The 20,637-nt window shown below is 64.8% G+C and carries 22 protein-coding genes; 17 read left to right on the plus strand and 5 right to left on the minus strand.

Going from position 1 to position 20,637, the window contains the following annotated elements; all coding sequences use genetic code 11:
- Nucleotides 1-83: 83 nt before the first annotated feature.
- Nucleotides 84-3,218 carry a multidrug efflux RND transporter permease subunit gene (locus AAE027_RS28795; RefSeq protein ID WP_370986481.1) on the minus strand — a complete coding sequence of 1,045 codons (3,135 nt, stop codon included), beginning with the start codon at nucleotides 3,216-3,218 and terminating at the stop codon, nucleotides 84-86.
- A gap of 423 nt (nucleotides 3,219-3,641) precedes the next feature.
- On the opposite strand from AAE027_RS28795, the gene AAE027_RS28800 reads away from it, so the two are divergent.
- The 7 genes from AAE027_RS28800 (at nucleotide 3,642) to AAE027_RS28830 (ending at nucleotide 9,076) form a co-directional block, all read left to right on the plus strand.
- A complete protein-coding gene (locus tag AAE027_RS28800) occupies nucleotides 3,642-3,920 on the plus strand; it encodes a DUF3551 domain-containing protein (RefSeq protein WP_370986522.1) in 279 nt (92 codons plus the stop codon).
- A gap of 34 nt (nucleotides 3,921-3,954) precedes the next feature.
- Nucleotides 3,955-4,224, plus strand: a complete 270-nt coding sequence (locus AAE027_RS28805) for a DUF3551 domain-containing protein (RefSeq protein ID WP_370986480.1) — start codon at nucleotides 3,955-3,957, stop codon at nucleotides 4,222-4,224.
- A 235-nt stretch (nucleotides 4,225-4,459) separates the two neighbouring features.
- Entirely contained in the window at nucleotides 4,460-6,274 is a 1,815-nt protein-coding gene (locus AAE027_RS28810) for a long-chain-acyl-CoA synthetase (RefSeq protein WP_370986479.1), read from the plus strand.
- A 146-nt stretch (nucleotides 6,275-6,420) separates the two neighbouring features.
- Nucleotides 6,421-6,666 carry an acyl carrier protein gene (locus AAE027_RS28815; RefSeq protein WP_015688794.1) on the plus strand — a complete coding sequence of 82 codons (246 nt, stop codon included), beginning with the start codon at nucleotides 6,421-6,423 and terminating at the stop codon, nucleotides 6,664-6,666.
- Nucleotides 6,653-8,035, plus strand: a complete 1,383-nt coding sequence (locus AAE027_RS28820) for a class I adenylate-forming enzyme family protein (RefSeq protein ID WP_370986478.1) — start codon at nucleotides 6,653-6,655, stop codon at nucleotides 8,033-8,035. The genes AAE027_RS28815 and AAE027_RS28820 overlap by 14 nt, the downstream gene beginning before the upstream one ends.
- Nucleotides 8,028-8,750 (plus strand): SDR family NAD(P)-dependent oxidoreductase, encoded by a 723-nt coding sequence (locus AAE027_RS28825; RefSeq protein ID WP_370986477.1) that lies wholly within the window; start codon nucleotides 8,028-8,030, stop codon nucleotides 8,748-8,750. Before AAE027_RS28820 ends, AAE027_RS28825 begins: the two co-directional genes overlap by 8 nt.
- Nucleotides 8,751-8,875: 125 nt before the next feature.
- Entirely contained in the window at nucleotides 8,876-9,076 is a 201-nt protein-coding gene (locus AAE027_RS28830; RefSeq protein ID WP_091892161.1) for a hypothetical protein, read from the plus strand.
- A gap of 4 nt (nucleotides 9,077-9,080) precedes the next feature.
- Here AAE027_RS28830 and AAE027_RS28835 read toward each other — a convergent pair whose 3' ends face one another.
- On the minus strand, nucleotides 9,081-9,467 hold the full coding sequence (locus AAE027_RS28835) for a hypothetical protein (protein WP_370986521.1): 387 nt from the start codon (nucleotides 9,465-9,467) through the stop codon (nucleotides 9,081-9,083).
- 222 nt (nucleotides 9,468-9,689) lie between these two features.
- On the opposite strand from AAE027_RS28835, the gene AAE027_RS28840 reads away from it, so the two are divergent.
- On the plus strand, nucleotides 9,690-10,835 hold the full coding sequence (locus AAE027_RS28840; RefSeq protein ID WP_370986476.1) for a DUF3095 domain-containing protein: 1,146 nt from the start codon (nucleotides 9,690-9,692) through the stop codon (nucleotides 10,833-10,835).
- A gap of 139 nt (nucleotides 10,836-10,974) precedes the next feature.
- Here AAE027_RS28840 and AAE027_RS28845 read toward each other — a convergent pair whose 3' ends face one another.
- The 3 genes from AAE027_RS28845 to AAE027_RS28855 form a co-directional block, all read right to left on the minus strand.
- Nucleotides 10,975-11,409: a DUF2147 domain-containing protein gene (locus AAE027_RS28845; RefSeq protein ID WP_370986475.1), complete on the minus strand. Its 435-nt coding sequence runs from the start codon at nucleotides 11,407-11,409 to the stop codon at nucleotides 10,975-10,977.
- 109 nt (nucleotides 11,410-11,518) lie between these two features.
- Nucleotides 11,519-12,904 carry an MATE family efflux transporter gene (locus tag AAE027_RS28850; RefSeq protein WP_370986474.1) on the minus strand — a complete coding sequence of 462 codons (1,386 nt, stop codon included), beginning with the start codon at nucleotides 12,902-12,904 and terminating at the stop codon, nucleotides 11,519-11,521.
- 82 nt (nucleotides 12,905-12,986) lie between these two features.
- Entirely contained in the window at nucleotides 12,987-13,514 is a 528-nt protein-coding gene (locus AAE027_RS28855; protein ID WP_370986473.1) for a GNAT family N-acetyltransferase, read from the minus strand.
- Between the two features lie 245 nt (nucleotides 13,515-13,759).
- On the opposite strand from AAE027_RS28855, the gene AAE027_RS28860 reads away from it, so the two are divergent.
- The 9 genes from AAE027_RS28860 (at nucleotide 13,760) to AAE027_RS28900 (ending at nucleotide 20,631) form a co-directional block, all read left to right on the plus strand.
- Nucleotides 13,760-14,356: a superoxide dismutase gene (locus AAE027_RS28860; protein ID WP_061846478.1), complete on the plus strand. Its 597-nt coding sequence runs from the start codon at nucleotides 13,760-13,762 to the stop codon at nucleotides 14,354-14,356.
- A 280-nt stretch (nucleotides 14,357-14,636) separates the two neighbouring features.
- Nucleotides 14,637-15,248 (plus strand): permease, encoded by a 612-nt coding sequence (locus tag AAE027_RS28865; RefSeq protein WP_370986472.1) that lies wholly within the window; start codon nucleotides 14,637-14,639, stop codon nucleotides 15,246-15,248.
- Nucleotides 15,245-15,745 carry a hypothetical protein gene (locus AAE027_RS28870; RefSeq protein WP_130214576.1) on the plus strand — a complete coding sequence of 167 codons (501 nt, stop codon included), beginning with the start codon at nucleotides 15,245-15,247 and terminating at the stop codon, nucleotides 15,743-15,745. Before AAE027_RS28865 ends, AAE027_RS28870 begins: the two co-directional genes overlap by 4 nt.
- 43 nt (nucleotides 15,746-15,788) lie before the next feature.
- Nucleotides 15,789-16,013 carry a hypothetical protein gene (locus AAE027_RS28875; protein ID WP_370986471.1) on the plus strand — a complete coding sequence of 75 codons (225 nt, stop codon included), beginning with the start codon at nucleotides 15,789-15,791 and terminating at the stop codon, nucleotides 16,011-16,013.
- Between the two features lie 2 nt (nucleotides 16,014-16,015).
- Nucleotides 16,016-16,771: a metal ABC transporter ATP-binding protein gene (locus tag AAE027_RS28880; RefSeq protein ID WP_176945787.1), complete on the plus strand. Its 756-nt coding sequence runs from the start codon at nucleotides 16,016-16,018 to the stop codon at nucleotides 16,769-16,771.
- Nucleotides 16,772-16,777: 6 nt separating this feature from the next.
- Entirely contained in the window at nucleotides 16,778-17,647 is an 870-nt protein-coding gene (locus AAE027_RS28885) for a metal ABC transporter permease (RefSeq protein ID WP_370986470.1), read from the plus strand.
- 2 nt (nucleotides 17,648-17,649) lie between these two features.
- Nucleotides 17,650-18,513, plus strand: coding sequence for a metal ABC transporter solute-binding protein, Zn/Mn family (locus AAE027_RS28890; RefSeq protein ID WP_370986469.1), 864 nt, complete (start codon nucleotides 17,650-17,652; stop codon nucleotides 18,511-18,513).
- A gap of 55 nt (nucleotides 18,514-18,568) precedes the next feature.
- The gene (locus AAE027_RS28895) at nucleotides 18,569-19,612 is read left to right on the plus strand and encodes a CobW family GTP-binding protein (protein ID WP_370986468.1); all 1,044 of its coding nucleotides are present in this window, start codon (nucleotides 18,569-18,571) and stop codon (nucleotides 19,610-19,612) included.
- Nucleotides 19,612-20,631, plus strand: a complete 1,020-nt coding sequence (locus AAE027_RS28900) for a WD40 repeat domain-containing protein (RefSeq protein WP_370986520.1) — start codon at nucleotides 19,612-19,614, stop codon at nucleotides 20,629-20,631. The genes AAE027_RS28895 and AAE027_RS28900 overlap by 1 nt, the downstream gene beginning before the upstream one ends.
- The last annotated feature ends 6 nt before the right edge of the window (nucleotides 20,632-20,637 follow it).

A 20,637-nucleotide genomic window follows, 5' to 3' on the forward strand; every position in this document is an offset into this window, starting at 1 on the left:
CGACGAAGCAATCCAGACTGTCCACGCGGAGGCAGTCCTGGATTGCTTCGCTGCGCTCGCAATGACGGAGGTCGTGGTTCGGCTCACTCCGCCGCATCCTTGTGCTTGTCACTAGCTGCCTCCGCCTCCGGCTTCCCCTCCATCCAGCGCGAAAGCAGGTTGGAGAATCGGTCGAGGTAGAGATAGACGATGGGGGTCGTGAACAGCGTCAGGGCCTGGCTCACCAGAAGGCCGCCGACCATGGCATAGCCGAGCGGCTGGCGGATCTCGGCGCCGGTGCCGTGGCCGAGCATCAGCGGCACGCCGCCGAGCAGGGCCGCCATCGTCGTCATCATGATCGGGCGGAAGCGCAGCAGCGCTGCCTGGCGGATCGACTGCTCCGGCGTCAAATGCTGCTCGCGCTCGGCGACGATGGCAAAGTCCACCATCATGATGCCGTTCTTCTTGACGATGCCGATCAGCAGAATGACCCCGATCAGGGCGATGAGGCTGAAGTCGAAGCCGAACATCATCAGGATCGCGATCGCGCCGACGCCGGCCGACGGCAGCGTGGACAGGATGGTCAGCGGGTGGATGTAGCTTTCGTAGAGCACGCCCAGCACGAGATACACGACGACGAGCGCGGCGAGGATCAGCATCGGCACGGTGCCGAGCGATTGCTGGAACGCCTGCGCGGTGCCCTGGAAGCTCGTCGATAGCGTCGGCGGCGCGCCCATCGTGCTGACCGCGCGCAGCACGGCATCGGTCGCCTGTCCCAGGGCCACGCCTTCGGCAAGGTTGAAGCTGATCGTGACCGCCGGAAACTGGCCCTGATGCGCGATCGCGAGCGGCCGCACCGGCACGTTGGTCCAGTTGCAGATCACCGAGAGCGGCACCTGCTCGCCGGTGAGCGGCGATTTGATGTAGAGCTTCTCGAGCGTCTCGAGCTGCCCCTGCAGCGCCGGTGTGATCTCGAGCACGACGTGATAGCTGTTGGTCTGGGTGAAATACTGCGCGACCTGGCGCTGGCCGAAGGCGTCGTAGAGCGTGTCGTCGATCAATTGCGGCTGGATGCCGTAGCGTGCGGCGGTGTCGCGATTGATCCTAAGCTGCAGCGTCGTGCCCTCCGTCTGCTGGTCGGTGGCGACGTCGCGCAGTTGCGGCAGGCCTCTCATGCCGGCCAGGATCTTTGGCGCCCATTCGTTCAGCTCGGCGAGATTGGCGTCCTGGAGCGTGAACTCGAACTGGGTGCGGGTGGCGCGCCCTCCGAGCCGCACGTCCTGCGAGGCCTGCATATAGAGGCGTGCGCCCTCGACCTCGGCGAGTTTTGGCCGCAACCTCGCGATAATTTGCTGTGCGCTGGCATCGCGCTCACCGATCGGCTTCAGCGTGATATACATGCGCCCCGAATTCAGCGCCGTGCCGCCGCCGCCGATGAACATCGCAATGGAGTCGACGGCAGGGTCGGCCTGCACGATGGCATTGAGCTCCTCCTGCCGGCGCTTCATCTCGGTGAAGGAGATGTCCTGGGGCATCTCGGACACCGCGGTGAGGAAGCCGTTATCCTGCTGCGGGAAGAAGCCCTTCGGGATCACGATGAACAGCAGTGCCGAGAGCGCGACGGTGCCGAAGAAGATGAGAAGCGTGACGAAGCTGTGCCGCAGCGCGAGGTCCAGCCCGCGCTCGTAGGCGCCGAGCAGGCGCTCGAACATCCGCTCGCTCCACTGGTAGAAGCGGCCGCGCCGCGCCTCATGGTCGGCGCGCAGGAAGCGCGAGGCCATCATCGGCGTCAGGGTCAGCGACACCACGAGCGAGACGAAGATCGCCATCGATAGCGTCACCGCGAATTCGCGGAACAGCCGGCCGATGATGCCGCCCATCAGCAGCAGCGGGATCAGCACGGCGACCAGCGAGACGCTGATGGAAACGATGGTGAAGCCGATCTCGGCGGCGCCCTTGTACGCCGCGGCGAGTGGGCTCTCGCCCCGCTCGACATAGCGCGTGATGTTCTCCAGCATCACGATCGCATCGTCGACCACGAAGCCGACCGCAATGGTCAGCGCCATCAGCGAGAGATTGTCCAGCGAATAGCCGAATACCCACATCAGCGAGCAGGCGCCGAGCAGAGCCAGCGGAACCGTGATGCTCGGGATGATCGTGGCCCAGAAGCTGCGCAGGAAAATGAAGATCACCATCACCACGAGCGCGATGGTGATCATGAGCGTGATCTGCACGTCGTCGACCGCAGCGCGAATGGTGATGGTGCGGTCGCTGATGATCTTGATCTTGATCGCGGGCGGGATCGCCGCGATCAGCCGCGGCAGTTTCTCCTTGATGCGGTCGACGGTCTCGATGACGTTGGCGCCGGGTTGCTTGAAGATGACCAGGAACACGCCGCGCTTGCCGTCGGCCCAGGCCGCGGTCTTCATGTCCTCCGGCCCGGACACGGCCTCGCCGATGTCGCGGATCCGTAAAGGCGCGCCGTTGCGGTAGGCGACGATCACGTCCTTCCAGTGCGAGGCCTCGAGCAGCTGGTCGTTGGCGTAGATGGTATAGGAACGGCGCGTGCCGTCGATGTTGCCCTTCGGGCTGTCCGCGGTGGCAGTCGCGATCTGGCTGCGAACGTCCTCCAGCGACAATCCCTTGGCGACGAGCTTGGCCGGATCGATCTGGATGCGCACCGAGGGTTTTTGCTGCCCACCGACGAACACCTGCGCCACGCCGGGGATCTGGCTGATCTGCTGGGCGAGCTGGGCGTCGGTGCGGTCGCTGACCGTGGTCAGCGGCAGCGTGTCGGAGGTCGCCGACAGGATCATGATCGGCGAGTCTGCCGGGTTGACCTTGCGATAGGTCGGCGGCGAAGGCAGATTCTTCGGCAATTGTCCGCTCGCCGCGTTGATCGCGGCCTGCACGTCATTGGCGGCGGCGTCGATCAGGCGGTTGAGATCGAACTGGATGGTGATCGACGCCGAGCCCAGCGAACTCGTCGAGGTCATCTGCGTGATGCCGGGGATCTGCGCGAGCTGGCGTTCGAGCGGCTGTGCCACCGAGGCGGCCATGGTTTCGGGACTGCCGCCCGGAAGTGACGCGGAAACCTGGATGGTCGGAAAGTCGACCTGGGGCAGCGGTGCAACCGGCAGCAGAGGATAGGCCACGAGGCCTACGAACAGGATGCCCGCCATCAGCAGCGAGGTGCCGATCGGATAGCGGATGAAGGGAGACGAAAAGCTCTCTTGCATGCCCTGAGCCTGCAGACCGGCCGGCGCATCTTCCCCCGCGCATAGCGGAGCCGCGCTCGAGAGCCCGAGCGCGAATGTGCGTTTCCTTCAGCCCGTATGTTTGTTGATTGCCCTGGATCGTCGTTGGTCCGGGGCCAGCGTTGTAATCGAAAGACTAGTCCGATCGCTGCAGCCTGCGAACGGATTCCTGCTCCGGATGCTTGCGACCTTTGTCGAAGGAATGCTGCCGTGAGATATGCGTCCTATGCAGGCCGGAAGCGGAGTTCTTTTCCGCTTTTGCGTGGTTGCAGCGCCGTGCCTCATCCGTTTCGGTGCGTGTCACAAGCGGGAGAGGTATGAACAGGAACAATCGCTTCTTCCGCGCTGTTGTGCCATATCGAAATGGAATAACGCGTGCCGTTGCCACGATTCGAGGACTGCCCGATGCGCCTGCCGATCCTGACCCTTACCGCCATTGCCACGCTTTTGGTGGCGGCAGATGCCAGCGCCCAGACCTACGATCCGCGCTACCCGGTGTGCATGCATGTCTATACGCCCGGCGGCTTCGCCGGTGGCGGCGGCGATTATTACGACTGCTCCTTCACTTCGCTGCCGCAATGCCGCGCCACGGCTTCGGGCCGCTCGGCCAGCTGCGACGTCAATCCCTACTACGCTTTCGATCAACCGCCGCCGCCACGCCGGCGCCACAAGAAGGTATACTAGCGCTTCCGCGATGCGACTTCCGAGGACAGTTTTCATGCGCCACTCATTCGGCCTGATCGTGACTTTGGGTGCCTTGCTGCTGGCCGCGCCTTCGCATGCGCAGACCTTCGATCCCCGCTATCCCATCTGCATGCACGTCTATTCCGGCTCGAACGGCGGTGGCGGGGACTGGTACGACTGCTCCTTCCTCTCGGCACCGCAGTGCCGCGCCACGGCGTCGGGCCGCGCCGCGACCTGCGACCTCAATCCGTACTATCCCGTCAACGTCCCGGCCTCGCGCCCGCGTTACAGGCGAAATGGTTAGCGCCGGGCGGATTGCCGCTCGGTCTCGCCTGAGGCTTGCCGCTACCCCTTCCTGATCCCCGACAACTCCACCTTGCGCCAGTGATCGTCTCCGCCGGCAGCATGCCGCCGAACTCGCCCGCTTGGTAAAGGATCGCTAGCGTTAATCCCGCACTAACCGGGTTTTAGCCTGTCTCTTAACATCTGGGCAGGCTCGCAGGTCTAAGCTGCCGGATCGGCAGACACGTCCCGAAAGAATGAACGGCATGACCACCGGTGTCCTCGAGCAACCGAAAGCCGCGCGCGCCCCCTCGGCTTCCAAAATCTGGCTGAAGGCGATCGAGCTCACCGCGCGGATCGAGACGCTGCCGGGACGTCTGTTTGCGGACGTCGTCGACGATTGGGCGCAGCGCCAGCCCGATCGCGCAGCGCTCGTGACCGACGATGCCACTCTCGATTACGAAGGTCTGTCGAAGAGGATCAACCGCTATGCGCGCTGGGCTCGGTCGGCTGGCGTTGCCAAGGGCGACGCCGTTGCTCTGATCATGACGAATGGCATCGACTATGTCGCGGCCTGGCTCGGCATCAGCCGTATCGGCGGCGTGGCTGCGCTGATCAACACCAAGCTCATTGGGCAATCGCTCGCACATTGCGTCGACGTCGCAAAGCCGTCGCATGTCATCGTTGCGCATGAGCTGATGGAGATGTGGGACAGCGCAGCGCCGTATCTGAAGACGGACGCAAAGGTCTGGGCCCATGGCGATGCCCGCGGCGAACGTGCGATCGACGTGGCGCTGGCCGCGCTCGACGATGGAGCGCTCTCGCCGGACGAACATGGCAACGTCACCATCGATGACCGCGCGCTGCTGATCTATACCTCGGGCACCACGGGCTTGCCGAAGGCCGCCAGCATCAGCCACCGCCGCATCCTCAATTGGGGCTTTTGGTTCGCCGGCCTCACCGGCGCGACGCCGCAGGACCGGCTCTACGATTGCCTGCCGCTGTTCCATTCGGTCGGCGGCATCGTCGCGCCCTGCAGCATGCTGGCTGCCGGCGGCTCGGTGGTGATTGCGGAGAAGTTTTCGGCCTCGCATTTCTGGTCCGACATCGTCCGGCATGATTGCACGCTGTTCCAGTATATCGGCGAACTCTGCCGTTATCTGCTCAAGGCACCGCCGTCGGAATATGAGAACCGGCATCGTCTGCGGCTCGTCTGCGGCAACGGCCTGCGTGGCGACATCTGGGAAGACTTTCAGGCGCGCTTTTCGATTCCGGGCATCCTCGAGTTCTATGCTGCAACCGAGGGTAATTTCTCGCTGTTCAACGTCGAGGGCCAGCCGGGCGCGATCGGCCGCATCCCACCGCTGCTCGCGCATCGCTTTCCCGCAAGCCTCGTCAAGCTCGATCCCGACAGCGGCGCGCCGCTGCGCAACGAAGAAGGCTTTTGCATCGCCTGCGTCCGTGGCGAGGCCGGGGAAGCGATCGGCCGCATCGGCACCGCGGACCAGGGCGGCGGCCGTTTCGAGGGCTATACCGACGCGGGCGAGACCGAGAAGAAGATCCTGCGCGACGTCTTTGCCAGGGACGATGCCTGGTTTCGCACCGGCGACCTGATGCGGGTCGACGACAAGGGCTTCTTCCATTTCGTCGACCGCATCGGCGACACCTTCCGCTGGAAGGGCGAGAACGTCGCGACGTCGGAAGTGAGCGATGCCGTGCGGGATTTCACCGGCGTGATCGATGCCATCACCTACGGCGTCAGCATCCCCGGCACCGACGGCCGCGCCGGCATGAGCGCGCTCGTCGTCAATGAAGGCTTTGATATCGCCGCACTGCTTGCGCATCTGGCACAGCGGCTGCCGGCCTATGCCCGTCCCGTCTTCATCCGCATCTCTTGCGAGATCGATGCGACCGAGACCTTCAAGCAGAAGAAGGGCGACCTAGCGCGCGAAGGCTTCGATCCGAACGCGATAGCGGATCCGCTGTTCATGCTTGACCCGAAATCCGGCGCCTATGTCGTGATGGATACCGAGGCCTATGCCCAAATTAACGACGGCACGATCAGGCTGTAACGCTGCGAAAATCCGCAGATAGGTCCAATTTTATCTGAATTGTCCAAGAAGCCATTTACTTCTGTCGGGTAAACAGGCGGCCATGGGGAGGCGGTCAGCAAGAGCCGCCGCAACGCGAACGATCGATAACAACAAGCGAGCCAGCCATGTCGGTAAGGTCTAAGGTCATTGAAGCGATCCAGCAGATCGCCAAGGAACAGCACGTCACGCTTCCTGCACTCTCGGACGATCTGTCCCTGCACGAGACGGGCTTCGACTCGCTCGCCTTCGCGATCCTGGTCGCGCGCCTCGAGGACGAGACCGGCGTCGACCCCTTCACCATTTCCGAGGACGCAGCGTTCCCCGCCACCGTGGGCGATTTCGTGCGGGCCTACGAAAATGTCCCCGCGTGAGATCTTCGCGCTTCGAGACCATCTCGGCGTGGAGCTGAAAGGCCGCACGCTGTCGGATGCAGAGACGAGCGTGTCGCTGACGGACATCCTGTCGCAGACGGTCCTCGGCGGCCGCCTGCGCGAATTGTCCGACCGCTGTGTGCTGCTCAGGCTGTCCGACCAGCTCCGGTCGGGCCTTGCCATGATCGAGCTCGACGGCATCGCGCGTCGCATGCTGCTGTGCCCGCCCGATCTCAACCCGGCGCATCTCGATGCGTTGATCGCGGATGCCGGGATCGATGCCGTCGTTACTGACGAGCCGGATCGCTGGGCCAACACCGGCGTCGCGCTCATTGTCACCGCAGACTTGCCGCTCGAAGCGGCCGCGTCGGCGAAGACCGAACGTGCCACGGAATGGCTGATGCTGACCTCAGGTACGTCGGGCGTGCCCAAGATCGCCGGGCACACGCTGGAAGCACTCACCGGCGCAATCGTCGCCGAAGGCCCCGCGCGCGGACCTGCGCCGGTGTGGGCGACGTTCTACGACATCCGCCGGTATGGCGGGCTGCAAATCTTCCTCCGCGCCATCCTCTCCGGCGGCTCGATGGTGCTGTCGGACCCGCATGAGGCGTTGGCCGATCACGTCGCGCGGCTGAATGCGCGCGGCGTCTCGCATATCTCCGGCACGCCCTCGCACTGGCGCAAGCTCCTGATGAGCGGCTCGGCGGCACAGTTCGCGCCGGGTTATGTACGTCTCTCCGGCGAGATCGCCGATCAGGCGGTGCTGGACGGCTTGAAAGCGGCATTCCCCAATGCCTCCGTCGGTCATGCCTATGCCTCGACCGAGGCCGGCGTAGGCTTCGCTGTCAATGACGGGCTTGAGGGTTTTCCGGCCGACTATCTCGGTAACCGCAATGGTGTCGAGATGAAGGTGGTCGACGGCTCGCTGCGCATCCGCTCGACGCGCACCGCGCACGCTTACATTGGCCGCAACGCTGCTGCGCTCACCGATGCGGACGGCTTTGTCGATAGCGGCGACATCGTCGAGCTGCGTGGCGATCGCTATTATTTCGTCGGCCGCCGCGGCGGCATCATCAATATCGGCGGACTGAAGGTTCACCCCGAGGAGATCGAGGCGGTGATCAACCGCCATCCCGACGTGCGGATGTCGCGGGCCAAATCCCGCCGCAGCCCGATCACTGGCGGCATCGTCGTCGCCGACGTGATCCTCGCCGACGGTACCGATCCCGCGCGCACGAAGGAGATCCGTGACCAGATCCTGGATCAGTGCCGCGCCCAGCTCGCTTCGCACAAGGTGCCGGCGGTGATCCGCTTCGTCGAGGCGCTCGACGTCACTCCGGCCGGCAAACTGGCGCGCACCGATGCATAATGTTCTCGTCACCGGCGGCAGCCGCGGCATTGGCCTTGCGATCGCAAGGCGCCTCGCCGGCGCCGGCTTCAACGTGATTGCGGCCGCACGGCGCGAGAGCGAGGAGCTCAAGGCCGCGATCGCCGCGTCTGAGGGACGCCTGCATTTCCGCGCCTGCGATCTCGCCGTGATCGATGCGATCCCGGCGTTCGCAAAGCTTGTCCGCGACGAATTCGGCCCGATCTACGGCCTCGTCAACAATGCCGGCCTCGGCACCGAGGGCCTGCTCGCCACCATGCACAATTCCGAGATCGCGGCGCTGGTGCAGCTCAACGTGCTGTCGCCGATCATTCTCACCAAATACGTCGCGCGGCAGATGATGGCCGATGGCGCCGGCCGCATCATCAACATCTCCTCGATCATCGCGACCACCGGCTATAATGGACTCTCCGTCTACGGCGCCACCAAGGCGGCCGCCACCGGCTTCACCCGCTCGCTGGCGCGCGAGGTCGGCAAGCTCGGCATCACCGTGAATGCGATCGCGCCGGGATTCATCGACACCGAGCTGACGCACAATCTCTCCGACGAGGGACGTAAGCGCATCGCCGGCCGCAGCGCGTTGCGCCGCCTGCCGGAGACAGAGGACGTCGCGCGCATGGTGGAATATCTGCTCGGCGACGGCGGCCGCAACGTCACCGGCACCGTCTTCACGATCGACGCAGGGAATACGGCGTAGCGGAACTCTGCCGCCGCAATAGCGTTGATCCGGCTCAATTTGAATTCACCGGATTTGGTCGTAAGATGCCCCGCAATCGGTTGGGTTACGTCAATCGATCTGCCCTAATCGACAGGGAGCAGTCCATGACCGCTTCGAATCTGGGCCGGGCGTCAGCAGAGCAGTCTTGCTCGAGGCCGGACGATGTCCATTGCCAGCCGATGTCGCATCAGAACTCCGGTGACCACGGCCACGAAATGTATCCGCAGCAATTCGTGCGGCTGGTCGGCTGTCACGATGTCCCCGCATCAGCGGTGCGCAAGCGTCAGGACGAGAAGCTGCACTAGCCACTCACCTCTGATGCTTCGGCAAGTCAATTCGTTCATGTGAGAACTCCGGCGGTCCCTCGGTGAGGCGGCGGATGCGGCGCTCGCGTTCGTCTGCCGGCAATGCGGGATCGAGCAGCGCGTCGATCTCGTGCACGGCGATGTCCTCGATCTGCATGGCATCCGATGTGATCTCGTGCGCCGAGATCGGTTCGGCAGGCGAGATCTTCAGCCCCAATTCGACGAGTTTGCAGATTGCATCCGAGCGGGTCAGCTGATGGGCTTCAGCCCAGGCATCGACGGCGGCGGTCAGCCGTTCCGGCATCTTCACCGCGCTGATTGCGTCGAGACCCGTGCGCCAGCGTACGGGTGAGGTCGAATCCTTGTTGCCGAAGTCGGACACTTCGATGATCCCGGGCATTCATTTTCGATAAATCAAGAGTAAACGCCTTTTGCGGTGTGCTGATTGATGCCGATCAATGACAAACTGCGGCATTGCATCGCGGTGCGAGCTTGTTGTCCGGCTCCATTTCGGCCAATGATCGGGACCTCGCGGAGACCGGCCGGCGAACCCGGATCGATCCTGCCACGTATCTGTTCCGCAGGCGCCATCCCAACCATCCGGCATCACCCGATGACATCAGGCGAATCCTTCTATAGCGGCATTCCGGTCTTCCGGGGCTTCACCAGCCTGATGGATCCGGTGCTGTATGCGCCGCTGCCGGACGACTGGAGCATCGGCGTTGCCGACATCGTCGATTCGACCAAGGCCATCGCGGCGCAGCGCTACAAGGCGGTGAACATGGCCGGTGCCGCCGTGATCGCGGCGGTGACGAACGCGTTGGAGGGGCGCGAATTCCCCTTCGTGTTCGGCGGTGACGGCGCCAGCTTTGCGGTTGCGCCTCACGATCTCGAGCTTACCCGCGACGCGCTGGCGGCAACCGCGACCTGGGTGCGGGAGGATCTCGATCTGAAGATGCGTGTCGCCCTGGTGCCGGTCAGTGCCATCCGAGCGCATGGCCTCGACGTACGCGTCGCACGCTTCGGTCCGTCGGCGAACCTGTCCTATGCGATGTTCTCCGGCGGCGGCCTCGCCTGGGCCGACGCCGCGATGAAGCGCGGCGAGTTCGCGGTGACCGAGGCGCCCGACGGCACGCAGCCCGATCTCTCCGGCCTGTCCTGCCGCTTCGAGGTGATGCCGGCGTCACGCGGATTGATCCTGTCGGTGCTGGTGATGCCGGCGCGTAGCGCTGACCCGCTGGCTTTCCGCAAGGTGATCGAGGATATCATCCATCTCGTCGAGCGCAGTCCGGATGGCGGCCGCCCGGTGCCGGCGCAGGGACCGCCGCTGAAATGGCCGCCGCAGGGGCTGGACTATGAAGCCCGCACCAGGCGCGGCGGCCCGCTGCTTGCCCGCCGGGCCGCCGTCTTGGCCTACACGTTGTTCGCCTATCTGATCATGCGCTTCGACATCAAGGTCGGCGGCTTCGTGCCAAACGTCTACAAGCGTCAGGTGGTCGAGAACTCGGACTTCAGGAAATATGACGACGGCTTGCGCATGATTCTCGACTGTACCGGCGAGCTCGAGCGCGCGCTGAGCGATCGTCTCGCTGCAGCCGCGCGCGAGGGCATCGTGCGCTACGGCCTCTATCAGCAGGACGCTGCGATGATGACCTGCTTCACGCCCTCGGCGCTGCGCAGTGACCACGTCCATTTCATCGACGGCGCGCGGGGCGGCTATGCCTCGGCTGCGACGGCGTTGAAGGCAATGGTGGGGTAAGGGCTCCCGTGTCCTGGACGCGCTGCGGCACGCAGTGACGCTGCGCAGAGCCGGAACCCAGAGCGCCGCAATGGGCCCCGGGCCCGGCTCGGCAGCGCATCACGACGTGCTGCGCTGCGCCCGGTACACGAGACTGACCTCAGCGTCCCGCGCGCGTCCAGGTCTCGCCGCCGCAGAGGGCGCCGACGCAGCCTTCGACGCGCAGCGAATCCGCGCCCGTCACGCTGATACTGCTCGCATAGGTGCTGCCGTCGTCGGCATTGTAGATCTGGCCCGACCATTTGTTCGGAGCTGACGGCTGCATGCCGCTGAACAATGGCAGGCCGATCATCGGACGCCTGGCGAGCGCGGGATTGGGATTCTTGTTGTCGGTCGCGGGCTGGCCGGTCGCGGTATCCGTGGGTTCGCGCAGCCAGACGATGTGGCCGCAGATGCCGCCGCCGCATTTGCTGATCTTCACGCGCGCATCACCCGCCTGGGTGAGCCAGGTCCCGTCGGCGCTCTGCGCCTGGGCGCTCGTTGCGCCGAGCAGCGCAGCCAGGACGACGAAGGGAATCGCGAATCTGCTGAACATGGAGAGAGCCCCGGAAAATGACGGCGCCTCCATAGCAGTCCGGCAAAATAGTGCAACGCTGGATGGAATCACATTCCTGCGCTTACTGTCTGCGCTTATTCGCCTGCGCTCATTTGCCCCACTGCACGAAGGCGACCGAGACGGCGGTCGAGAGCCCGAACATGACCATGGCGCCGCCGACCAGAGCGAACAACGTCCAGGCCGGCGCCTGCATCGTCATGAGGCCGACGCCGCCGATCGCGACGATCAGGAGCCGCACTGTGGAGGCAAGCACTGGCCCGCCGACGCGCGCCGCGCCTTGTGAGGAGAAGTACAACGACACGCCCATGCCGAAGAACACGAAGGCCGGACCTGCCCAGTGGAAATAGCTGTGGGCGGCGGCGGTGACGCCGGGATCCCGCGTGAACAGCGCGACCCACAGCGACGGATCGAGCGCGATCCCAAGGCCGATCAGGCCGACCGTGAGTCCGGAGGCGGCGGCCGCGGTCCAGGCCACGCGCCGCGCGCGCTTCAGATGTCCCGCGCCGATCGCCATGCCGACCATCGGCACCGATGCGATACCGAAGGCGAAGGTGATCGGGATCAGCAAGAATTCCAGCCGCGAGCCGATGCCGTAGCCGGCCAGCATCTCGGTGCCGAAGCTCGCCAGGATTTTCGTGAAGATCAGAATGGTGAGCACGGTCTGGAGCGGCGACAGGCAGGCCACCGCGCCCACTTTGAGGATGTCCAGGAACATCGCGCGCTCGAAATGGAAGGCGTGGAAGTCGAGCGGCAGCCGGCTGCGGCCGGACAAGAGATACCAGAGCAGGAAAACCGCGGCGCAGCTGAACGCGATCAGCTGGCCGCTCGCGACGCCGGGCATGCCGAATTGTTTCACGCCGAACAGGCCGAGTCCCAGCGTGCCGCCGAGTGCGACCTGGAGCAGGCTCGCCCCGATCAACGTCGTCGAAGGCAGCCGCATGTCGCCGGTGCCGCGGATCACCGAAGCCAGCGTGTTGACGAGCCAGATCGCGACCGCGCCGGAGAACAGCACCTGCGAATAGCCGCTGGCCTCCTCGAGCACGCGCTCGCGGCCGCCGAGCAGCGCGAAGAACGAGCGGCCGAACACGAGCATCATCACCGTGAAGAACAGGCCGCCGCAGAGGCCGATGATGGCGGCATGCAGCGCCAGCGTCGCGGCGCGGTCGCGATTCCCCGCCCCGAGCGCGCGGCTGATCGCGGAGGAGACGCCGCCGCCCATCGCGCCCGCGCTCATCATCTGCGTCAGCATCGCGAACGGAAAGACCAGCGCGATCGCGGCGAGCGGGATGGTGCCGAGCCGGCCGATATAGGAAGTCTCGGCGATCGCAACCAGCGTGCTGCCGACCATCGCGATCATGTTTGGGATCGCGAGCCGCAGCAATGTCGGCAGGATCGGCGCCGTCAGCAGGCTGGCGATGGGGGAGGCGACCGGCGCAAGCGGCGGGACGGCGTCTGCAGGGGCGTCGATCGTCATGTTCACCGGGCGGAATATTAAATGATGATCGACATATTATAAGGCGTGAAGCGGCCGGCGCAGCCCTCCGCTCACGCAGGGCTCACCACGGCAGGCCGCATAGGTCGATGGTGCCCAGCGTCGGCGCGCGGACGATGTCGAAGACGTAGGGTGCCATGTAGTCGAAACGGATTCGTCCCTCCGGCTGCTGGCAATAGACCTCGCCCTTGAAGGGCTGCCATCGGCGCGCCTCGTAGAACGCGAAATTGTGCGGCTCGCAGAACAACAGCGCGAAGCGCACCGCATCGTTGGCGCGCATGGTGTGCACCGCCGCGTCGATCGCCATGGTTGCATAGCCGCGACCGCGCCGGTCCTCGCGGGTACAGACGCCTCCGATGCCGCCGACATGGACCTTCTGCCCGTTCCAGGTGACGGTCCGGAAGTAGACACCGACATGGCAGACGAGGCCATCCTCGGGCGTGTCGAGCAGCACGCGAAGATGAGCGTTATCCCATTTGACGTGAGCCCAGGGCTTGTCTGCAACCATGTGCGGGCCCCAGACTGCCTGGTGCAGCGGCTCTGCGATCGGCCACGAGGCGTCGCCGTTCAAAATGTCGATCTCGATGCTCATGGCTCTGTCTTTCGCAACGTCGGTCCGTGGTGCATTCGTTCTTCGATAAGCACCTCAAAGGCAATGATATTTTGCATCACGCCACCAAGGCCGCGCGAATGTCCGCGTGCTGCGACGATTTTATGCAATCGTGCCAAGCGTTGGCATCACGCATTTTCGCAAATTGGCGGTATTTAACGACGCAGGAACCTTCTATAAGGGGTGACCGTTAGAACTCGTTCCCCACCAGTTGCGGACAAGAAGCCATGACCTTTACGCTGCCCCCACTCCCTTACGCCTATGACGCCCTCGGCCAGTATATGTCGAAGGAGACGCTGGAATATCATCACGACAAGCATCATCAGGCCTACGTCACCAACGGCAACAACGCGCTCAAGGGGACCGAATGGGAAGGCAAATCCCTTGAAGAGATCGTCAAGGGCTCGTTCGGCAAGAACCCCGCGGTGTTCAACAATGCCGGCCAGCACTACAACCACATCCACTTCTGGAGCTGGATGAAGCCCAATGGCGGCGGCACCAAGCTGCCCGGCAAGCTCGAGAAGAAGATCAACGAGGACCTCGGCGGCTTCGATAAATTCAAGACCGACTTCCAGGCGGCCGGCGTTGGCCAGTTCGGCTCCGGCTGGTGCTGGCTCCAGGTCAAGAACGGCAAGCTCGAGATCTCCAAGACCCCGAACGGCGAGAATCCGCTGGTGCACGGCGCCACCCCGATCCTCGGCTGCGACGTCTGGGAGCACTCCTACTACATCGACTATCGCAACCGCCGTCCGGACTATCTCAAGGCGTTCGTCGAGAACCTCGTGAACTGGGAATACGTCGAGTCTCTGTTCGAGAAGGCGTAGGCATTTGGAGTCATTCCGGGGCGCGCCAAGCGCGAGCTATGATGCGCAATTGCGCATCTGAGAATCCATTTGTCCACTCGGGCTGAGGCCCGATGGATTCCGGGTTCGGCGCTGACGCGCCGCCCGGAATGACAGAGAGGGCGGTCGCGTGCGCGGCCGCCTTTTTGCTGTGCGGAATTGCCCTGCGCGGTGCGCGTATCGGCCTGTGATCGTTCCGTTTGCATCGCATGGGCGGCCCCCTTAAGCAGGACGGGCATCCCCTCGATCCGACCCGAGCCCGTTGTCAGAACCTTCCCTGAAAGACCCGGCGTCTGCCGAGGACGCGGACTCCGAGCCGCGGCCGGGGCGTGCGCGCAAGCCGATCGGCTGGTCGACCATCATCATCGCGGCTCTGGTAGCGGTGAGCGCGGGTCTGGTCTGGCGGCGTGACGGCACCGATGGTGTTCTCGACATTCTCACCCACGACCTCTCGCTGTTCGGCGGCATCCTGCCGCGCGTGCTCGCCGGTTGCCTGCTTGGTGCGTTCATCTCCGAGATCCTGCCGCACGAAAAAGTCTCGCGCTCGCTCGGGCCGAAATCCGGCCTGATGGGGCTTCTGATCGGCACCGCCTTCGGCGCGATCCTGCCCGGCGGTCCCTTCACCGCCTATCCGGTGGCGAGCGCGCTGCTCGCGGTCGGCGCCGATTTCGGCGCCACCATCGCCATGGTCGTGAGCTGGACCCTGATCGGCTACGGCCGGGCGGTGGCCTGGGAAATCCCGATCATGGGCACCGATTTCACGCTGTGGCGGATCGTGATCTCGCTGCCGCTGCCGGTGCTCGCCGGCGCGCTCGGGCGCTTCGTCTATGTCCGGCTCTATCCGAAGCCGATCCCGAAGGGCGACGAGACGTGAGCGCCGCGCTCCTGATCGACATCCTGTTGTGGGGCTCGGTGTTCGGCGTCGGCCTGATCGCCTTCCGCCGCGGTCCTGCCGTGTTCAAGGCTTCGCTGCGCGAAGGCTCGATGGACTTCATCAACATCGTGCCGCGGATTGCACTGGGGGTGATCGGCTCCGGCTACATCGCCGCCATCATCCCGCAGGAGGTGATCACCGGCTGGCTCGGGCCGGACAGCGGCTGGCTTGGGGTCGCGTCTGCCGTGGTCGCCGGTGCCGCCACGCCGGGCGGACCTGTGATCGGCTTCTCCATCGGCACGGTGGCGCTGAAGTCCGGCGGCGGGGTGCCCCAGGTGGTTGCCTATGTCGTCGCCTGGGCCCTGTTCGCCTTCCAGCGGGTGATCCTGTGGGAGATCCCATTCATGCCGGCCCGGTTCGTCTGGTTCCGTTGCGCGGTGTCGGTGCCGTTCCCGTTCGTAGCGGCCGCCATCGCCATGCTGATCGGCCGGCCCTGAGCCCGGCGTGGACAGGCGCAATGTTATAATATAACGTCTTGGCATGGTTCCCGCCGCCTCCCACGCCCATCATCACGACCATTCCCACGACCACGCCCATTCGCACGGGCACGATCACACCCATGCCCATGTCCATGATGCGGCTTCGCCGCATCCGGCCCAGGCGGCGCCGTGGTCGATCCTGCGCATGACCATGGCGGGGCGCCTCGCGGCCGCGCTCACCGTCTGCGCCGCGCTCTGGGGCATGGTCTTCCTGGCGATGAGGTGACCATGGCACAGCTAGCCTTCCACAACGTCACGCTCGGCTATGACCGGCATCCGGCCGTGCACCATCTCAATGGCGAGGTCGCACCCGGTGCGCTGGTCGCCGTGATCGGCCCGAACGGCGCCGGCAAGTCGACGTTGCTCCGTGGCATCGTCGGCATCCTCAAGCCGCTCGACGGCAGCATCCATCTCGGCGGACGCGACAGCAGGGACATCGCGTACCTGCCGCAAAGCGCGGAGATTGACCGCAGCTTTCCGATCTCGGTGTTCGATTTCGTCGGCACCGGGCTGTGGCGCGGGACGGGCCTGTTCGGCGGCATCGGCAAGGCCGCGCGGCAAAAAATCCTGCGCGCGATCGCCGCCGTTGGCCTTAACGGTTTCGAGAACCGCCCGATCGGCACGCTCTCCGGCGGCCAGATGCAGCGCGTGCTGTTCGCGCGGGTGCTGCTCCAGGACGCGAGCTTGATCGTGCTCGACGAGCCCTTCAACGCCATCGACAGCAAGACCACGGCCGATCTGCTCGCGCTGGTGAAGGAGTGGCACACCGAGGGCCGCACCGTGCTGGCCGCGTTGCATGACATGGAGATGGTGCGTACCCATTTCAGCGAGACGCTGGTGCTGGCGCGCGGCCCCGTGGCCTGGGGGCCGACGGCCGAGGTGCTGACGCCGGAAAATTTGATGGTCGCGATGCGGATGTGCGAGGCCTTCGACGACAGTGCGGCGGCCTGCGCGGCCGACGACGGGCGTTCGCAGGCGGCGTGATCGCAAATGGCCTATGACGCGCTGATCGGTCCGTTCACCGAATTCGAGTTCATGCGGCGGGCGCTCGCCGCCGTGATCGCGCTGTCGCTGGCCGGTGCGCCGATCGGCGTGTTCCTGATGCTGCGGCGGATGAGCCTCGTCGGCGATGCCATGGCGCATGCGATCCTGCCGGGCGCGGCTGTCGGCTTCCTGCTCTCCGGGCTCAACCTATTCGCGATGACCGCCGGCGGCCTGATCGCCGGTTTTGCGGTCGCGATCCTCGCCGGTGTGGTCGCACGCTCGACCGGGCTGAAGGAAGATGCCTCGCTGGCCACCTTCTATCTGGCCTCGCTCGCGCTCGGCGTCACCATCGTTTCGATCAAGGGTACTAATATCGACCTGCTGCATGTGCTGTTCGGCAACATCCTCGCGATGGACGACCAGACGCTGCTGGTGGTGGCCTTCAACGCCACGGTGACGCTGCTCGTGCTCGCCGTGATCTTCCGCCCGCTGGTGATCGAGAGCGTCGATCCCTTGTTCCTGCGCACCGTCAGCCGCGCCGGGGGACCTGCGCATCTCGCCTTCCTCGCGCTCGTCGTGATCAACCTCGTCAACGGCTTTCAGGCACTCGGCACGCTGCTTGCGGTCGGCCTCATGATCCTGCCGGCCGGCATTGCGCGGTTCTGGTCGCGCGATCTCACGGCCATGATCTGCATCGCGGTCGTCGCTGCCGCCGCCTCGGGCTATGCCGGCCTCGTGCTCTCGTTCCAGACCCGCGTGCCGTCGGGCCCCGCGATCATTCTCGTAGCGACGGTGCTCTACGTGGTCTCTGTCCTGTTCGGCCGCGTCGGCGGTATCGTCCGGCAATTGTTTCCCGGCCGGCATCTGGAAGCGTGACGATGCGGCTCATCCTGCTTTGTGCGCTGTTGCTGATCGCCTCGCCGCTGCACGCCGCCGAGCGGCTCAACGTGGTCGCGAGCTTCTCGATCCTCGCCGATTTCGTCCACAATGTCGGGGGTGAGCGGATCAATCTGACCACGCTGGTCGGCGCCGACAGCGATGTCCATATCTACACGCCCGCACCGAGCGATGCGAAGCGGATCGCGGATGCAAATCTCGTCATCGTCAACGGGCTCGGCCTGGAAGGGTGGCTGCCGCGGCTCGTGCAGTCCTCGGGCAGCAAGGCGACGGTCGTGACTGCGAGCGCCGGTATCACGCCTCTGAAATTAGGTTCGGCCGCCGATCCCCACGCCTGGCAGTCCATCCCCAACGCCAAGGTCTATGTCACCGACATCGCTGATGCGCTCGCCGCGGCCGCCCCGGATGACGCAGATGTCTTCCGCGCCCAGGCCAAAGCCTATTTGGAAAAGCTCGAAACCCTCGACCGTGAGGTCCGCGAGGCCGTAGCCAAAATCCCCGTGGAGCGGCGCAAGGTGATCTCCACCCACGAAGCCTTCGGCTATTTTTCCGCCGAATATGGTATCCAGTTCATCGCCCCCTTGGGTGTCTCCACGGAGACCGAACCCAGCGCGCGCGACATCGCCGCGATCATCGGCCAGATCAAGGTCCAAAAAATCCCGGCCGTGTTCCTGGAAAATATCAGCGACGACCGGCTGATCCGGCGGATCGCGGCCGAGACCGGGGCAAAGGTCGGCGGGACCTTGATTTCCGACGGTTTGACCGGCGAAAAGGGGCCTGCACCCACTTACATTGACATGGTCAGGCACAATATAAAGGCCCTGACCAGCGCGCTTGACCACTAGGGCAGGGGCCACCCCGCCTCGCGTCGCGCGAAAAGCCTTAAAGTCCGGAGTTGTTATGTCTGAAGCGACTGCCCCAAAAATTCCCGTGACCGTACTGACCGGCTATCTCGGCGCCGGCAAGACCACGCTTTTGAACCGCATCCTGTCGGAAAACCACGGCAAGAAATACGCCGTCATCGTCAACGAATTCGGCGAGATCGGCATCGACAACGACCTCATCATCGGCGCCGATGAGGAAGTGTTCGAGATGAACAACGGCTGCATCTGCTGCACCGTGCGCGGCGACCTCGTGCGCATCATGGACGGCTTGATGAAGCGCAAGGGCAAGTTCGACGCCATCATCGTCGAGACCACCGGCCTTGCCGATCCGGCGCCGGTCGCCCAGACCTTCTTCGTCGACGAGGACGTGCAGAAGAACGCCCGCCTCGATGCGGTGGTCACGGTTGCCGATGCCAAGTGGTTGTCCGACCGGCTCAAGGACGCGCCCGAGGCCAAGAACCAGATCGCCTTTGCCGACGTGATCGTGCTGAACAAGACCGATCTGGTCAACAAGGGCGAACTCGCCGAGGTCGAGGCCCGCATCCGCGGCATCAACCCCTATGCGAAGCTGCATCGCACCGAGCGCTGCTCGGTGGCGCTGGCCGACGTGCTCGATCGCGGCGCGTTCGACCTCGACCGCATCCTCGACATCGAGCCCGATTTCCTGGAGGCCGACGATCATGACCATGACCATGATCACCATGGCCACGACCATCACCATCACCATGATCACGGCCATGGCCTGAAGCACTATCACGACGAGGACATGCAATCGCTAGCGCTGAAGACCGACAAGCCGCTCGATCCCAACGTGTTCATGCCCTGGCTTCAGAACCTGGTGCAGATCGAGGGCGGCAAGATCCTGCGCTCCAAGGGCATCCTCGCCTTCCACGACGATGACGACCGCTACGTCTTCCAGGGCGTCCACATGATGCTGGAGGGCAACCACCAGCGGAAGTGGAAGGAGGGCGAGTCGCGCGAGAGCCGCCTCATCTTCATCGGCCGCGAACTGCCGGAAGAAGCCATCCGTAAAGGCTTCGAGAGCTGCATCGTCTCGTGATGAAAGAGTTTACGCCGGCTCCCGACTCCGCCTCGATCGTTTCCGTCACCGACCGCGTCAAGCCGGTCGCGCTCGGCATGGCCGTGACGTCAGTGCATTTCCTCGCCGATCGGGCCGCCTTCGTCGGCGGCGAGGAGAATGTCGCGCTGGTCGATGCCAAGGGCGAGATCAGCAAGGTCGCCGTGCATAGCGGCGGCATCCTCTCGACCGCCTCCGACGGCAAGCGCCTCGTCATGGGCGGCGACGACGGCAAGGTCGTGTCGCTCGACGCCAAGGGCGAGGTGACACTGCTCGCCACTGATCCGAAGCGGCGCTGGATCGACGCGGTGGCGCTGCATCCAGATGGCGCCTTCGCCTGGTCGGCCGGCAAGACGGCGACCGTCAAGAGCGGCAAGAACGAGGAGAAGTCGATCGAGGTGCCCTCGACCGTCGGCGGGCTTGCGTTCGCGCCGAAAGGCCTGCGGCTCGCGATCGCGCATTACAACGGCGCGACGCTGTGGTTTCCCAACATGGCTGCTACGGCCGAATTCCTGCCCTGGGCCGGCTCGCATCTCGGCGTCACCTTCAGCCCGGACAACAAGTTCCTGGTCACTGCGATGCACGAGGCGGCGCTGCACGGCTGGCGGCTCGCCGACAACAGGCACATGCGCATGACCGGCTATCCCGGCCGCGTCCGCTCGATGTCCTGGAGCGCGGGCGGCAAGGCGCTGGCGACCTCGGGCGCCGACACTGTGATCCTGTGGCCGTTCGCCGGCAAGGACGGTCCGATGGGCAAGGAGCCCGCGATGCTCGCGCCGTTGCAAGCGCGCGTGGCGGTGGTGGCCTGCCACCCCAAGAACGACATCCTCGCCGCCGGCTACAGCGACGGCACCGTGCTGATGGTGCGGCTGGAGGACGGCGCGGAAATCCTGGTCCGCCGCAACGGCACCCCGCCGGTCGCCGGACTTGCCTGGAACGCCAAGGGCACGCTGCTGGCGTTCGCGGATGAAAATGGGGACGGCGGCCTGTTGGAGCTTTAATCTGTC

It is taken from the genome of Bradyrhizobium sp. DN3, assembly GCF_041357655.1.
Classification (GTDB): Bacteria; Pseudomonadota; Alphaproteobacteria; order Rhizobiales; family Xanthobacteraceae; genus Bradyrhizobium.

Bases quoted from the DNA above. Each gene is read 5' to 3' on its own strand.
- AAE027_RS28795 (WP_370986481.1), bottom strand. From the start codon at position 3,218: ATGCAAGAGAGCTTTTCGTCTCCCTTCATCCGCTATCCGATCGGCACC.
- AAE027_RS28800 (WP_370986522.1), top strand. From the start codon at position 3,642: ATGCGCCTGCCGATCCTGACCCTTACCGCCATTGCCACGCTTTTGGTG.
- AAE027_RS28805 (WP_370986480.1), top strand. From the start codon at position 3,955: ATGCGCCACTCATTCGGCCTGATCGTGACTTTGGGTGCCTTGCTGCTG.
- AAE027_RS28810 (WP_370986479.1), top strand. From the start codon at position 4,460: ATGAACGGCATGACCACCGGTGTCCTCGAGCAACCGAAAGCCGCGCGC.
- AAE027_RS28815 (WP_015688794.1), top strand. From the start codon at position 6,421: ATGTCGGTAAGGTCTAAGGTCATTGAAGCGATCCAGCAGATCGCCAAG.
- AAE027_RS28820 (WP_370986478.1), top strand. From the start codon at position 6,653: ATGTCCCCGCGTGAGATCTTCGCGCTTCGAGACCATCTCGGCGTGGAG.
- AAE027_RS28825 (WP_370986477.1), top strand. From the start codon at position 8,028: ATGCATAATGTTCTCGTCACCGGCGGCAGCCGCGGCATTGGCCTTGCG.
- AAE027_RS28830 (WP_091892161.1), top strand. From the start codon at position 8,876: ATGACCGCTTCGAATCTGGGCCGGGCGTCAGCAGAGCAGTCTTGCTCG.
- AAE027_RS28840 (WP_370986476.1), top strand. From the start codon at position 9,690: ATGACATCAGGCGAATCCTTCTATAGCGGCATTCCGGTCTTCCGGGGC.
- AAE027_RS28845 (WP_370986475.1), bottom strand. From the start codon at position 11,409: ATGTTCAGCAGATTCGCGATTCCCTTCGTCGTCCTGGCTGCGCTGCTC.
- AAE027_RS28850 (WP_370986474.1), bottom strand. From the start codon at position 12,904: ATGACGATCGACGCCCCTGCAGACGCCGTCCCGCCGCTTGCGCCGGTC.
- AAE027_RS28855 (WP_370986473.1), bottom strand. From the start codon at position 13,514: ATGAGCATCGAGATCGACATTTTGAACGGCGACGCCTCGTGGCCGATC.
- AAE027_RS28860 (WP_061846478.1), top strand. From the start codon at position 13,760: ATGACCTTTACGCTGCCCCCACTCCCTTACGCCTATGACGCCCTCGGC.
- AAE027_RS28875 (WP_370986471.1), top strand. From the start codon at position 15,789: ATGGTTCCCGCCGCCTCCCACGCCCATCATCACGACCATTCCCACGAC.
- AAE027_RS28880 (WP_176945787.1), top strand. From the start codon at position 16,016: ATGGCACAGCTAGCCTTCCACAACGTCACGCTCGGCTATGACCGGCAT.
- AAE027_RS28885 (WP_370986470.1), top strand. From the start codon at position 16,778: ATGGCCTATGACGCGCTGATCGGTCCGTTCACCGAATTCGAGTTCATG.
- AAE027_RS28890 (WP_370986469.1), top strand. From the start codon at position 17,650: ATGCGGCTCATCCTGCTTTGTGCGCTGTTGCTGATCGCCTCGCCGCTG.
- AAE027_RS28895 (WP_370986468.1), top strand. From the start codon at position 18,569: ATGTCTGAAGCGACTGCCCCAAAAATTCCCGTGACCGTACTGACCGGC.
- AAE027_RS28900 (WP_370986520.1), top strand. From the start codon at position 19,612: ATGAAAGAGTTTACGCCGGCTCCCGACTCCGCCTCGATCGTTTCCGTC.